Source organism: Cereibacter sphaeroides 2.4.1 (genome assembly GCF_000012905.2).
GTDB classification, from domain to species: domain Bacteria; phylum Pseudomonadota; class Alphaproteobacteria; order Rhodobacterales; family Rhodobacteraceae; genus Cereibacter_A; species Cereibacter_A sphaeroides.
The window spans coordinates 1,400,882-1,413,245 of record NC_007493.2 but is presented as its reverse complement, the minus strand read 5'-3'; the positions used below and the strand labels follow the sequence as shown (position 1 = coordinate 1,413,245).

Genomic DNA, 12,364 nt, shown 5'->3' with positions numbered 1-12,364 from the left:
ATCTGTGGGGGAAAACCGCTGCACCGGCTGCGCTGCTTACCAAACCATTGACCATCTAAGAAGAACAGGTTTGTTGGCCTGCGCCTGTGGCGGGTTTGCCACAAATCGGCCCTCTTAAGAAGATCCGCGAAGCTCGCGACGCCTCTTGCGTCTGGTCGGGCACGCGCGAGCGTAGAATGTGCTCCGCAAACCTGTCCTGAACTTCGGATGCGGATCCTCCGCCGCATCCGGCCTATGCGATGCGGATGGGCACCCGCGATGCCGGTCAGGGTTGAAGCGCCGCAACGTCGGCGAGGAAGCTCCGAAGCGCCGCCGCCCGGAAGCCGTCCATGGGAAACCCGTCTTGGGGCTCACCGTCGATCTCCCATGCGAGCGCCGCCGCCTTCGCCTGCAGCGCGGCCACGGTGCGCGCGGGCTGCGAGAGAATGGCGTTTGCGGCGGTCGAGGCTTCGGCGAGGCGGGCCTCGAGCTTTTCCAGCGCCGGCTCATCCGCGGGGTCCGCGAAATGCGGAACTTGCGCGGCTCGGACGTTGGCGATCAGGTCGGCAAAGGCGGTCATTGTCAGCTCCCATGCAACGGCTTCCAGATGCCGGGATGATGGCACACCGACGCGCAGAGGTAAATAATTATTTACTTCCAATTACTTAGTTGGATTTCGTCCGACTGCCTTCGGATTATCTCCGACGTTGGCCGAGATCGCCGAGAACCTGCTCCGCCGGAAGCCGTACCAAGTCGAGCGCGGGATGAAGGTTGCACCCGAACCGCTCACCATGTCGTCGCGCGAGATCGCGGACCTGGCCGAAGCGGAACATCTCGCGGCGATATGACACCGCACAGCTGTTTCCCGTCGTGTTAGTTCATCTTGCAAGTGCACCCGCCCCCGAGGGGATTAGTAAAGCTGAGAGTGGCGGAACGGGGGCCGTAGCCTGATGCGGAGGCAAGATGGTCAGTATCGATAGCTGGTCGGTAAAGGTCTGCTACCTTGAGATGCTCTTCAATGAGCAGGTGCTGAGCCACGGAACCGGCTTCCTGCTTAGGATGGAGAACCCTGCTGTTAGCAGAGGCAGCATGTTGATCACGAACTGGCATAACGTCACCGGAAGGCATCGGGAGACGAATAATTGCTTGGATGAGAAAAATGCGGCGGTGCCGAACGCCTTGAGGGTCTACTTCCGCACGGCGCCGTTCAAGCTGTATGACGTCGCACCCTATACGGTGCGACTATATTCTGAAGATGGTGAGCCACAATGGTTGGAGCACAAAGACGAGGACGCGAAAGTGGATGTGGTGGCAATTCCATGCCAGCTGCCGGATGGGTTGCAGATCACATGCCTTAATGACGATCTTGGTGACGGCACTGTCATGCGAGGCTTCTATATCGGGACGGGATCGGAAGTTTTTATAATTGGCTTCCCCTTCAAGCTGAAGTTTCAGCCACTTCCCATATGGAAGCGCGCAAGCGTTGCAAGTGAGCCGCTTTTGGCAGAAGTGCACCGTCCTCCGTGTTTCTATGTAGACACCGCCTCGCGACCAGGAATGTCCGGTTCTTTGGTTATCCAAGTCGCTAATAGCGGAATTTACATCAACAGCGATGGCGATACGGTGGTGGCTGAGCGCGGTGCAGCACAGATCGTTGGCGTTTACTCTGGGAGGATTAACGTGAAGGAAGATCTTCAGCTTGGCATCGTTTGGCCTTGGAGCGTGGTCGAGAATATCTTGCAGCAACCTCGGGTTCCGAAGAACCCTCACATTTAGCGCCCGGTTAAGCCGAACTGCTGGCTATGTGGGTCGCGATCGTGGCGAGGCGTTCAATGGTGAAGACTGCGCGGCGCGATGCCCCGTAGGCGGTTCTACAGCCGCTCGGGCTGGGGCACCGGCACCCCGTCCCGCTCGAGGCCCTGGGCGGTGAGGGAGAGGCCGCGATCCCGGAGCCGGTAGGCGTGGTGACGCGCTACGCCACGCGCCTTCAGCTCGCGCGCAACGGGCAGGCCTATGGCCTTGCACACGGTGAACAGGCCGAGCATCCGGGCGGAGCCGATGTGCTCCGGGCAAAGATAGTCCGCAGGCCATTCGAGCGCGGCCTCATAGAGGCTGACCAGGGCGGCCGTGGCCTGGACGCGCATCGGGGGAATGTCGTCTCAGGATCGGCCACCTCGGGCAGGCCCCAGCCCTCGCGCTCGAAGTCCAGATCGCTTGCTTGGTAATCCGAGCGAGACCGCGTGTAGCCCGCCGGCCCCACCGGGCGACCTGTCCGCCGTGCCCACAGCTGGGCGTCGATCATCGTCTGCATGACCAACCCGGGCGTCCATGTCTCCCGCGGCTCGGTCGGAGCCGGGGCCGCGGCTGGCGCGGCCCTGCCCCATGCGCTGCGATCAATTGCAAGGTCTGCAGCGACGGCACCGAGAAGGGCGGCGAGGGGCGTCCGGGCATTCATGCGGGGCTCCTATGTGCGGGAATGTTTCCGACATGCCATGACGCCGGCCCGACCGCAAGAAAACCTCTTAATGCCGCAGGAGCCAAGTAGCGGGCGCTGGACGGGCACAAGCGCGCGGCAGCACTGTGTCCGGCAGCCATAGACGTCACCGCCCGCAGGTGGCCCGGAAATGGGGTTCTCTGGCCGCGCGCCCCCCCCCCTTTTCCTCGCCGCGCCGCTAGCCGGAGAGGCCGACCGCCTCCCGCAGGGCGCGGTTCATCCGAGATTGCCAACCGGGGCCGCCTGCCTTGAAGTGCGCCACCACGTCCTGATCGAGGCGAAGTGAAACCGACATTTTCGGCGCGTCCAGCTTCGGGCGACCGCCTGCGCTGCGCCGCATGGCCTCGGCCAGCACAGGAAACGCCTCAGTGAAGGGTCGGGCCTGCGCAAGCTGCGCGTCGGTCGCTTCGGGAGCATCCGGGTCGCTCGCGATCATCCGCTGGATGCGGGTCTCTTCCGTGTCGAGTTGACGCTTCTTCGTCATAGAAGGCTCCTCTCCTTTCGGCTCGCAGGGCGCATAGAGATGATCGAAACGCCCTCGGCCCCCAGAACCGCGAAGACCACGGCAATGGTTCCATCCTCAAGGCGCCCGATCGCCATGTGACGGCCTGCGCTTGCTGGCACGACAACCGACGACAGGAAGAACTCCTCGTCTAGGTCCGCGAAGTCCAGCCCATGCTTCGCCAGGTTGCTGCGCCGCTTTGGCTCATCCCATACAATCACCAACATGAGTTTTTGTATATGCGGAAACTGCGCTGAATTTCAAGATGGCGGCCAGAGCCGCCAATGAGCCGTTGCGTGCCAGCCGGGAAACCTGCGGCCCGTGATGCGCCTGGTGTGGTCTACAGGGCGCAAGCCGCCTTCGTGAGGATGGAGGCCCGATTGAGGATGCGGCCGGCAGTTGGGGACGCTGCGCGGGAGTGGGGCGAGGTGGCGGCGCACAGGCAGCGAGGCCCGGAAAAAAGACGTTGCAGATCACGAAGTCTCTTCCAAGCCGGGCGTTGCGCCCGCCCCCACCACGAAACCCGCCACTGCCGCCGACCTCGGGATCCGCCGCGACGAGATCCACGAGGCGCGGGAGCGAAACGTGAGCGCGCACCGCGACCCCGGCATGATCCGCCCGCCCGGCAACTTCCGATTTCCCATCTCCTCGGAGGTCGAAGATCGGAAACGGCCGACGGGCAAATCACCCCTTTCCGCCGCGCCTGCGACAGCCTTCGATCGACCTGTCACACCAACGCTGACAAAGCTCGACCGCACCACGCTCCGGGCTGGCGGGAATGATGGCCGGAGCAGCGACGTCCGGTGCCTCGCCCGGTCGGCTGCGCCTCATTGTGCCGCAGTGCGGATCATGCGCCGGCGCAGTAGCAGGCCGCCATCCGAAGCGGCCTCATAATCTTGCGACGGATAGGCCGCAGGCTCCTCCGAAGGTCTGCGGCCGCCCCTCCCTTGAGCCGCTGTGAGAGCGCATGAGTGCCGCCGGCAGCACGACCGGCGCCGACCTTTCGAATTCTGATCGCATACCTACGGACATGGCTCGGCTATTCCGAACGGGAGGCGTGGCGCCACATCGGATCAGCGCGCAGGCTCCTCCACGGTGTTCACGCGCAATTGGCGCGCGCCACCATAGGAGCTCCAATGGGATCTATCCTTCGTCTCGCCTGCCTTGCGATCATGATCTCATCCGTTGCGGCGGCAGATCCTGTGCGGACCTTGGGAATGAGCCGTGCGGACGGCACCGTTTCGGAGAGCCTTCTGCAGCATGTGCAGAGGATGCGATCGGGCCCGCGGGTCCTTCTCGCCGCCTGTTGCAAGACGTGCCGGAAGGGGAAACCATGCGGCGACAGCTGCATCGCGGTCTCGAAGTCCTGTCGGAAAGGTCCGGGCTGCGCCTGCTGATCGTTCAGAGGCGGACAGCTCGCCTCCGCCTTTTCCGATGCGGGCAGGAACGGCATAGGACCGCCCCTGCCCGGTCTCATCATCACCAGAGCGAAATGCGTTCCGTCGGCCGCTTCTCGGCCTCCGGGGCCGGGATCGGGATGCGGATCTTCGTTCCCACCGGAAGCACCGGCCCGAGGTCCGCAAGGCCAGGGTTCGCCTCGAGGGTCGCCTCGAGCACGCCGGGAACCGGGCGCTTGAACCGGCGCCAGATGAGCAGCGGCAGGGTGATCCGATCGCCCGCCACGGTTACGGTTTCGTAAATCGTCATGGTCATGCCTGCTTTTCGTCCTCGGATTGGAGATCGGCGGCAAGCTCAGCCCGGAGCTGGTAGATAGCATCTTCCAGAAGGCGGAGCTGGCGACTGTCGCGGGTGACGCGGGCCGGAATGACCAATAGCGCTGTGTTGATCGCACCGCAGGCGGAAGCTAACGCGACCTCGACCTCGTGGGCGTCCAAGAGCTCTCGCCTCTCCACCGCGAGCGCGAGAGTGGCAGCACCGGCCCGCGCTTCCTGCGCCCGGCTGGCAGCGGCGCCGGCCCGGGCCGTCGCAAGTTCCGCGCGGAGGTGCGCGAGGTAGCGCGCGGCGGCCTCTCGCAGCGGGAGGCGCCGATCCCGGCCCGTGGGCTTTGGCAAGGCGCCGGCCGAGATCAGCGCTTCCAACTCTGCCCGCGTGGCGCCCACGAGGCGGCCGAAGGCGGCGACGGTGATCTGAGCGTCAGCCATTGGCGCGCCTCCCGTAACGACGCATCGACGCGGTGCGGAGCGCGGTGGCGACGCGGTCTCGCGCCTGCTTATCCCACGGATGGGCGGCCGGCAGACCCGCCACGCGCTCGGCCGCGGTGGCCAAGGCACCCGAGATCGCCGTGCCCACGGCCTGCCTGGCCGCCGGGAGGTGACGCTGGTAGGCCCGCTGATCGCTAGGCGCAGGCGCCGGACCGCGCACGGCATAGGCCAGTGTCCGATGGTGCGCCAGCGCGAGGCGCACGGCGCGCCGGAAGGGAATGGCCCCGTCGTCACCAGCCCCAAGCTGCAGCACAGCGGCCGGGACGGAGAGCGCCGCCGCTGCATCGGCGAGAGGGAAGCGGCGCTCGAGCAATGCTGCGGCAAGGTTATTCATCGGGCGCAATCCTCGAGAAGTCGCCGCTCGCCAATGCGGCCTTCGCCTCGCGGACGGCCTTACCGATCTTGCGCTCCGCGTCCGCCGCCTCCGCGCGCACGGCGGCGCGCAGCGGCTCCGCCACCGCCTGAACCGGCGCACGGTGCAGCGCGGCGATAGCCCGACGGCCAAGCTCATCGAGGGCCTGATTGGCATCCGCACGGGCCACCAGTTGCTCGCGCCGTCGTTGGGTGCGGGCGGCCAGAAGCGCCGCCCGCGCGTCCTGCGCCCGGCTCAGGCTCGCCGTTTTCGTGTCCTTCTGCGCTCGCTCCCGAAGCGCCGCGATCACGCCCCCGATCACGGCGGTTAACGAGGCATGACCGCGCTCGATCTCGAAGCGACCCTCGCGGGACAGTTGGCGAAGCCGTTCCGCGCTCAGGCCAACAACCTCGGCCGCCTCGGCCAACCGCACCGCATCCGCCGGCAATGCGGGCGCATCTGCGCGCGTCTTTCGGACGCGGGGCATCGCCGTCACCGAACGATGATGCCGGCCGCGGCCAGATCAGCGACGGCCGCAGCCTTCTCGGATGCCTGGTCACGGCTCGCGTGGTAGGTGAGGAAGTTGCCGTTGACCTCCGCATCCCGGACGATGGCCGAGACCGCCTGCGCCGCGCTGGTGGCGTCGCAGCCGTAAAGGTTCACGGCCGCGGCGATCTGGCTGCCGTCGGTCGCGGTGACGTCCGACGGGATGTATTCGCCGGACCCGGCGGGCACGGTGACAGTCACGAAATCGCCAGCGGCCCAATCCGTCGCGCCGTCAGCCAGGGTGAACTTGATCTCTCCGGTGAATGCGACGCCCACCGTGCCGTTCCCGACGATCACGCCGCTCGGATCCTCGACCACGAAGGCCCCGGCGTTCGTCGCGGGCTCCACGATCACGACCTTGTAGACGCCCGCCTTGGCGCCAGGGCCGACAGGGGGTGCAGCCAGCGTGAGGGTCCCTTTGCCAGCGGGCGATGCGCTGGCGGTCGCCGCGAGCGAGCTGTGGAGTTTCTTCCCGAGCACGGTCATGGGCGCAATAATCCCGGCGCCTGCGGAGATCACGATGCCCTCACGGCTGCGCTGCCCGGGCGCCTCGCTCATCAGGCCTTCGCAGGCGCGCTTGCCTTGGGTGAAAACGGTCATGTGTCCCTTCTCCTTCAGAAGTTGTGGCGCGAGTGCTGCCGCGCCAGATGCTCGGCACCCGTCGGCGACGGTGCGCCCGGCCCGGCCGCGGGCCTCGGCGTCGGGTCGACCGCGCCGATGGAAATGTTTGCCTCGTGGACGGCTTTCTTCCACATGGCATCGACGTCCGGCTTGCCGTCGATCCGGCTCGTGAACGCCGCATCCGACCCGCCAAACTCGGCCATTTCGGCGGCACGCTCGGCGATGGTCGGGATGCGCGACGCGGCTGCGGCGGCAGGAACCAGCGCAAGCGCCGCCAGCGCATCCGCCACCCCAAGAGGCGTCTCGAGAGCGAAGGCCGCTGCGGCGGCGAAACGATCCGCCGCCACCTCGGCCCCGAGGATCTGAGCCATGCGCGTGCGCTCGGCCTGAGCCTCCGCAGTGCCGAAGGTGGCGGCGGCGGTCGGGATCCGCAGCGCCTCTGCCTGAGCCGCGGCGTCCGGTGGGAGGGACGCCACCAAGGCCTTGGCTCCTGCGGCGTCAAGAGGGCTGCTGAGGGCGATGCGGGCGAGCTGGCGGGCGCGGCCGGTAGCCCGGCCCGCCTCAATGCACGATGCGACGCGCTGGCGCTCAGCCTTGGCCTGTTCTGCGGCCGACTGTTCTTTCTGGCGGGCCGCGGCTGCAGTCAGCTCCTCGCGCTCGATCTCCTCCTCGGCCTGCCGGATGGCCGCATACCGCGCCTGTCCAGTGATGCCTTTCGCGTCAACACGCGTGATGGCGGCGAGACGGCGGCGCTCGTGGGTGGCGTTGTTGGTCATGGTCATTCCTCGTTCGGGCTGGGAGTGCGGGTGCCAGCCATCAGCCCCGCGGCAGCGCGGGCGCAGAGCGCGGCAACGGCCGGTCGCGCGGCAAAAACTGCGGCAAGATCCGGCTGGGCCGCCGCTTGGCGATCCTGTAGCGCAGCGCGGATCGACCTCGGGCCGCGATCTTGTTCTTCCATGCGGTCATTCATCGGAACCACGTTCCACCTTTCAAAGAAAAATTGCGATTTGCGCTTCCGAAAATCGGGCGGAAGCCGGGCCGTCGAACCGCCGCTCCCGGCGGGCAAAAACACGGTCCCTATCCGGGGGGGTGGGGGCGGCTGTCCTGAGCGCTCCCGGCAGGCCGCTGGTCTGCGGGATTGCTGGCGGGCCGGCGTGGGAAGGTTTGCCGCCCGCCCCGCGTGCAGGGGCACCCGGGGACGGGCGACGGGACGACGGGGCATCGCGGCGAACGCGCCGGATTGCGGACGAAGGAGGGAGCCCTGCCCCGTCGCCCATGCCCGGCCCGAGAACACCAAGGAGGACCGAGCAGGTGTTCATCGTCAGGCCTCGGGCAGGCTGGTGTCGCTCGCGAGCAGCACCCGCGGGTCAGCATCGGGCCGACGCATCACGGGCAGCCCGGCGGCTTCCAGCGCGCGAATGGCGGCTTCCTCGGCCAGCTCGAGCGCGAGCAGATCGGCTTGGGCGCGGGTCAGCTTCTTCGCACGGGTGTCCGGGTTCATCGCTTCCTTGCCCTGTAGGCGGTCGCGAAGTTGGCCTTCGACCACGGCGCGGATCTCCGCGCGGACGGTCGGGGAAGCGAGCAATACGCCGCGCACGGCGTCGATCTCGGGCGCGAGGAGGGTCATCCCATCCACCCGCACGGCCTCACGCGTGAGCCCACGGCGGGCTTCGATCGGATCGAGGAGCCGGCCGGTCGGCAGCCCGTCGATGGCATCCACGACCTGCTGATCCGCCCACCGGTCGAACGCGGCCATCGCGTCTTCGAGCGGTTGCGGGGCGGACGCGATGCGCCGGATCTCGGTCCTCGCATCATCGATCTGGGCACGCACGCTTTCCAGGGCATCGAGGGCGCCCACGGCGGCCTCACGCTGCCCGCGCAGGGCGCTGAGGAGGTTCCCGATCATTGGCCCACCTCCGCCGAGAAGGCGGCGAGCTCGCTCGCCATGGTATCGAATTTCGCGACCCGCGCCGCCTCGATGTGCGCGAGTGAGAGCGGCAAGCCCTCGGCGCAGGCGAGTTCGAGGGCACGCCGGTAGGTGGCGCGCGCGTCGCCAGCCTCGCGGCTGGTGGCGCTGATCTCGGCGTCGAGATCGTCCATCTGCCGGCGAAGGTCGGCGGCCTCGCGGTCGAGCCGTGCGCCCTCGCCGTCGAAGCCGGCATAGGAGGCGCGGGCGTCGCGCGCAGGTTGGGCCTCGGTCATCTTGTCGGCATGGAGGCGGCGGCGCAGATCGACGTCGCTGAGCTTCTCGCGCAGATCGTGCCGGCGGTCGGTCTGCGAACGGACGGCGGCGGTCTTCTGATCGGCGATCCGCGCCAGCGCGTCCAAGCGCGCGGGGTCGAAGATCAGGGGCGGGGACTTCGGGGGCATGACGGCTCCGGGTTCTGTTCCTGAGCCATATTTCGCGCGGGTGATCCCAACTCCGAAGCGGCGGCAGATTTGCCGGAACGGCACCTGGGCGGGTGGCCGCCCCGGTGCCTCGTCAGAGGAGATCGAGCTGTTCCGGTCGCTCCGCTGGACCGTCCGCCAGCTCGAAGATCTGCGCGATCCGCTCGCTGCCCACCGCCTTGGGCCCGCCCCCGGCCTCGAGACGACAGATCCGCCAGAAACTCGCGGCCGGTTCTGCGGCCGGCGCTGCCTCCCGGCCCCGCTCGCGCGGCCAGACGTTCGCGCGGTAGCGATCGAGGGCCGCATGGATCAGCGTTGCCGCCCGCCGCGCCGAGGCGGTGCGCCACTCCGGCCGGGCGGCGCGGGCGCGATGGAGCAGCTCGTCCCGCTCGCGCAGAAGCGCCGCTCGGCGAAGGGTCAAACCGGCCGGTGGCTCGATCCCGAGGGCGCGCCCGATCGGCTCGCCCGCGAGGGCCTCGGCCAGCGCCCGAAGCAGGAGCTCTCCGCCCATCTGGATCGCAGGCACCGGGCAGGCGCCGGTCCACTCCGCGACGCAGGCGAGCAGGTGCGCCCGTTCGCGGGCGCCCAAGCGGCGCAGGTCGGGCGCCGGGTCGCTGGCATCCGGCCACGGCCCGCGCCAGAGGCCTTCGGGGTCGAGGGCGGGGGCGGGGAGGTCAGCCACGGTCATCCCCTGCCACGGCCGCACGCGGGCGGAAGGAAAGCACCTCGGCCGATGTGGCGACCTGCTCCGGACGAGGTCCGCACGTTACGCTCCCGCGGATCGCGTAGAGGTGGAGATGCACACCCGCACGGAGATAGCCCAGGATCATGCGCCGGGTTGCCTCCGGCACGTTCTGCCGGATGAGTTGCCGGTCCGCCCGCGCCCGCCAAGCGCGCCAGACAGCCACCCCCGTATCGAAATCGCTGCGATCAAGGATCGGGGTCAACATCTCTGCGAACGCCTCGGGATCGAACGCGGGGAGAAGCCGTTCTGCCACCCCCCACATGAGCTCGACTTCCGCGTTCATCGCTCACCCCCGCCGATCTCAGTTGCCGCGAAGATCGCGGCGAGCCGTGCATCCAGCTCCCGCTCAAACTGATACCGTGCTTGCTGAAGGGCGCGGCGATAGGCGGTCTCGCGCACCTCCGCCTCCTGGCGCTCAAGCTCGCGCATGGCCCGAGCATGGAGCCGCGTGCAGAGCCAGTGCTCAGAGCTCAGAGCTTCGACGCGCCGCTCAGCAAGGCCGAGGGCGGCTAGGGCCGCTCGCACCGCTGCCCGCCGATCCCGGGCCATAGCCCCTGCTGTGGTTGCGTCAACCTTCATGGCCGCCCGGAGCTCGGCCGCGATGAGGCGCGGATCGAGATGCGGATGCCAACGAATGAAGGCGTCGAAAGAGGTAGCCAGTTGCGGTGTAACCGTCCCTCGCTTGGACGGGCCGCGAGGTTCCTCCGGTTGGCGCGGCTCGACAGGCTTGTGGTCTGCTGCACGCGCGGCCCGCGCCGCCTCGAGATCGATCAGCATGTTACTTCCTCCTCATCGGGCTGCGGTCTCAGCTTATGTGCTGCCCGGATGGCCGCCGAGGCTGCCCGCGCGGCTCGATCGAATGCCCGGACGGCCGACCGTGCTAGGCGGTCGCTGCCGCTGCCGTCGCGCAGGAGGGCTTGGGCAATTTCAAGGTGCGCCTCGAGCACCTCCGGCCCAGTGCCTTGAGACACGGCTTGACGGAGGACCTTCGCGGCGATGCGGGCGGCACGGGCTGCGGCGTCGCCATCGCCTCCCGCAAAGCCGTCCAGGACGTCGGCCGCGAATGCTTCTGCGTCGCCAAGGTCCCGGTGCAAACGGGCGAACGCTGCCGCGGCTACCGCCGTAGGGAGGGGCCCGTCCTCTTCGACCGCATCCGGCGGAGAGACCGAGGGACCGAGGCCGTGCCATCCCGCCGACAGCGCGTCGCGTTCGGCGAGCGAGATGTGCTGTCCCCGCCGAAGGACTGGCAGCTGCGCGATGCCGTCGGCCGGCGCGTACTCAGGCACGAGGTCGAACACGCGTCCATCCATATCTGGATCCGACGCGGGATGATCTCGACCTTGAACGTCGTCCGAGCGGGCGCGGTCACGCGCGCCCGCGCTCGCGTCTTGAACATTATTCAAGGACTCTACGGTATCCGGGCTAGGTGCCGTCTTCGGCGGTTCAGGCGCAGGCGCGTGAGCGCCCGCGCCGCCCAGCGGTTCCTCTAGCGGTTCTGGTATCGTGGACGATACTGTTCGAGTATCCTCCACGATACTGTTTTCGTCAGAAACGGTATCGTCCACGATACTGTTTTCCCCGTCATCAACTGCGTCCTGCGCGTCGATGGTGACGGTCCCCTTGATGATCCACCGATAGCGGTTCGACCTGCCAGACCCGCCCTTTTGTCGCCGCACATCGAGGTGTCCTTCAGTCGCCAACTGGTTGACGCCCACGATCACGGCGTTTCGCTGGTATCCTGTCGCCTCGGCCAGCGTCTCGAACGACGGCCAAGCGAGGTCCCACGCGCCATTGTTGAACTGCATCCGGTTTGCGTGTTTGACCGCGATCTGGATGGCGATCGACTTGGCGGCAGCGCTGAGCTTCCGGTTCGCTGAAACTTCCAGAAGGAAGGCGTCGCGCTCTTTGTCGAACGGGGAACGCTCCGGCTTGCGATCGACACTCATGCCGCACCCCCGCCGATCTGGTGCCGAGCAATCAACTTCTCAACGTCGCGCGGATCGTTCGGGAAGGTGAGGATCCGCCCCGCCGCGCGCCCTTGTCCCCGGGCCCACGACCGGACAAAGCCGGCGCGGCCGATACGCCACACCCCGTGTCTCGAGTAATCGGATCGCATCCCCACCGCGGCGCCCAAATCGTCCAGCTTCACGACGAGAATTCCGTCACCATCCGCCCACTCCGCCATCTTCACCGCGATCGTCAGATCGGAGGCCGTCCCGTCCGGCATCGCGCAGAGCGCATCGCGAACGCTAAGGATCCACCGGAAACGGTCCCCATCGGGGAAGGAAATGGGTTGCGGATTTTCTCCAGCGGTGGCATTCTGAACTTGTGGTTTTTCCGAGCCGCTGTTTTTCCCGGTTGCGCCCGCCAGCACGCCGGGAATTGCTTTCGCGAGAGACATGCCGTGTCCTTTCATGCAACTCCCTGCATTTTGTAGGGAGCGTTTCTGCTTAAACAAGCAGAAACCAGCCGCGAAACACGCGCGCAACTAATTGATACGCGTTGCTACAATCGT

Annotated in this window: 20 protein-coding genes; 2 read left to right on the top strand and 18 right to left on the bottom strand. The window is 67.3% G+C overall.

Translation table 11 applies throughout. The features are described from left to right. Positions 1-265 precede the first annotated feature (265 nt). Complete coding sequence (locus RSP_RS06905; RefSeq protein ID WP_011337728.1) at positions 266-559, bottom strand: hypothetical protein; 294 nt, start codon at positions 557-559, stop codon at positions 266-268. A 127-nt stretch (positions 560-686) separates the two neighbouring features. On the opposite strand from RSP_RS06905, the gene RSP_RS22215 reads away from it, so the two are divergent. Together RSP_RS22215 and RSP_RS06900 are read left to right on the top strand one after the other, a co-directional pair. After that, positions 687-827 carry a hypothetical protein gene (locus RSP_RS22215; RefSeq protein WP_002719918.1) on the top strand — a complete coding sequence of 47 codons (141 nt, stop codon included), beginning with the start codon at positions 687-689 and terminating at the stop codon, positions 825-827. A 115-nt stretch (positions 828-942) separates the two neighbouring features. Next, positions 943-1,755, top strand: coding sequence for a hypothetical protein (locus RSP_RS06900; protein ID WP_023003613.1), 813 nt, complete (start codon positions 943-945; stop codon positions 1,753-1,755). Positions 1,756-1,850: 95 nt separating this feature from the next. On the opposite strand, the gene RSP_RS06895 is transcribed toward RSP_RS06900, so the two are convergent. From RSP_RS06895 to RSP_RS06815, 17 genes are all read right to left on the bottom strand, one after another. After that, positions 1,851-2,123 carry a hypothetical protein gene (locus RSP_RS06895; protein ID WP_011337727.1) on the bottom strand — a complete coding sequence of 91 codons (273 nt, stop codon included), beginning with the start codon at positions 2,121-2,123 and terminating at the stop codon, positions 1,851-1,853. Between the two features lie 528 nt (positions 2,124-2,651). Continuing rightward, the gene (locus RSP_RS06890) at positions 2,652-2,957 is read right to left on the bottom strand and encodes a BrnA antitoxin family protein (RefSeq protein WP_011337726.1); all 306 of its coding nucleotides are present in this window, start codon (positions 2,955-2,957) and stop codon (positions 2,652-2,654) included. Continuing rightward, positions 2,954-3,202, bottom strand: coding sequence for a BrnT family toxin (locus RSP_RS06885; protein ID WP_002719915.1), 249 nt, complete (start codon positions 3,200-3,202; stop codon positions 2,954-2,956). Before RSP_RS06885 ends, RSP_RS06890 begins: the two co-directional genes overlap by 4 nt. Positions 3,203-4,454: 1,252 nt before the next feature. Further along, the gene (locus RSP_RS06880; protein WP_011337724.1) at positions 4,455-4,688 is read right to left on the bottom strand and encodes a tail protein X; all 234 of its coding nucleotides are present in this window, start codon (positions 4,686-4,688) and stop codon (positions 4,455-4,457) included. Beyond that, the gene (locus RSP_RS06875; protein ID WP_002719913.1) at positions 4,685-5,137 is read right to left on the bottom strand and encodes a hypothetical protein; all 453 of its coding nucleotides are present in this window, start codon (positions 5,135-5,137) and stop codon (positions 4,685-4,687) included. The genes RSP_RS06880 and RSP_RS06875 overlap by 4 nt, the downstream gene beginning before the upstream one ends. Continuing rightward, positions 5,130-5,531, bottom strand: coding sequence for a hypothetical protein (locus RSP_RS06870; protein WP_011337723.1), 402 nt, complete (start codon positions 5,529-5,531; stop codon positions 5,130-5,132). The genes RSP_RS06875 and RSP_RS06870 overlap by 8 nt, the downstream gene beginning before the upstream one ends. Then, on the bottom strand, positions 5,524-6,036 hold the full coding sequence (locus RSP_RS06865; protein ID WP_011337722.1) for a hypothetical protein: 513 nt from the start codon (positions 6,034-6,036) through the stop codon (positions 5,524-5,526). The genes RSP_RS06870 and RSP_RS06865 overlap by 8 nt, the downstream gene beginning before the upstream one ends. Before the next feature lie 5 nt (positions 6,037-6,041). Then, a complete protein-coding gene (locus RSP_RS06860; RefSeq protein ID WP_011337721.1) occupies positions 6,042-6,695 on the bottom strand; it encodes a head decoration protein in 654 nt (217 codons plus the stop codon). Between the two features lie 14 nt (positions 6,696-6,709). After that, the gene (locus RSP_RS06855; RefSeq protein ID WP_011337720.1) at positions 6,710-7,492 is read right to left on the bottom strand and encodes a hypothetical protein; all 783 of its coding nucleotides are present in this window, start codon (positions 7,490-7,492) and stop codon (positions 6,710-6,712) included. A 2-nt stretch (positions 7,493-7,494) separates the two neighbouring features. Beyond that, positions 7,495-7,788 (bottom strand): hypothetical protein, encoded by a 294-nt coding sequence (locus RSP_RS06850; RefSeq protein WP_147175732.1) that lies wholly within the window; start codon positions 7,786-7,788, stop codon positions 7,495-7,497. Between the two features lie 249 nt (positions 7,789-8,037). Continuing rightward, entirely contained in the window at positions 8,038-8,622 is a 585-nt protein-coding gene (locus RSP_RS06845) for a hypothetical protein (RefSeq protein ID WP_011337719.1), read from the bottom strand. Further along, positions 8,619-9,086 carry a hypothetical protein gene (locus RSP_RS06840; RefSeq protein WP_017140198.1) on the bottom strand — a complete coding sequence of 156 codons (468 nt, stop codon included), beginning with the start codon at positions 9,084-9,086 and terminating at the stop codon, positions 8,619-8,621. The genes RSP_RS06845 and RSP_RS06840 overlap by 4 nt, the downstream gene beginning before the upstream one ends. A gap of 112 nt (positions 9,087-9,198) precedes the next feature. Then, positions 9,199-9,792, bottom strand: a complete 594-nt coding sequence (locus tag RSP_RS06835) for a hypothetical protein (protein ID WP_011337717.1) — start codon at positions 9,790-9,792, stop codon at positions 9,199-9,201. Continuing rightward, positions 9,779-10,132 carry a hypothetical protein gene (locus RSP_RS06830; protein ID WP_011337716.1) on the bottom strand — a complete coding sequence of 118 codons (354 nt, stop codon included), beginning with the start codon at positions 10,130-10,132 and terminating at the stop codon, positions 9,779-9,781. The genes RSP_RS06835 and RSP_RS06830 overlap by 14 nt, the downstream gene beginning before the upstream one ends. Next, positions 10,129-10,626 (bottom strand): hypothetical protein, encoded by a 498-nt coding sequence (locus tag RSP_RS06825; protein WP_002719904.1) that lies wholly within the window; start codon positions 10,624-10,626, stop codon positions 10,129-10,131. The genes RSP_RS06830 and RSP_RS06825 overlap by 4 nt, the downstream gene beginning before the upstream one ends. After that, positions 10,620-11,795: a helix-turn-helix domain-containing protein gene (locus RSP_RS06820; protein WP_011337715.1), complete on the bottom strand. Its 1,176-nt coding sequence runs from the start codon at positions 11,793-11,795 to the stop codon at positions 10,620-10,622. The genes RSP_RS06825 and RSP_RS06820 overlap by 7 nt, the downstream gene beginning before the upstream one ends. Next, positions 11,792-12,250, bottom strand: coding sequence for a hypothetical protein (locus tag RSP_RS06815; protein WP_011337714.1), 459 nt, complete (start codon positions 12,248-12,250; stop codon positions 11,792-11,794). Before RSP_RS06815 ends, RSP_RS06820 begins: the two co-directional genes overlap by 4 nt. Positions 12,251-12,364: the final 114 nt, after the last annotated feature.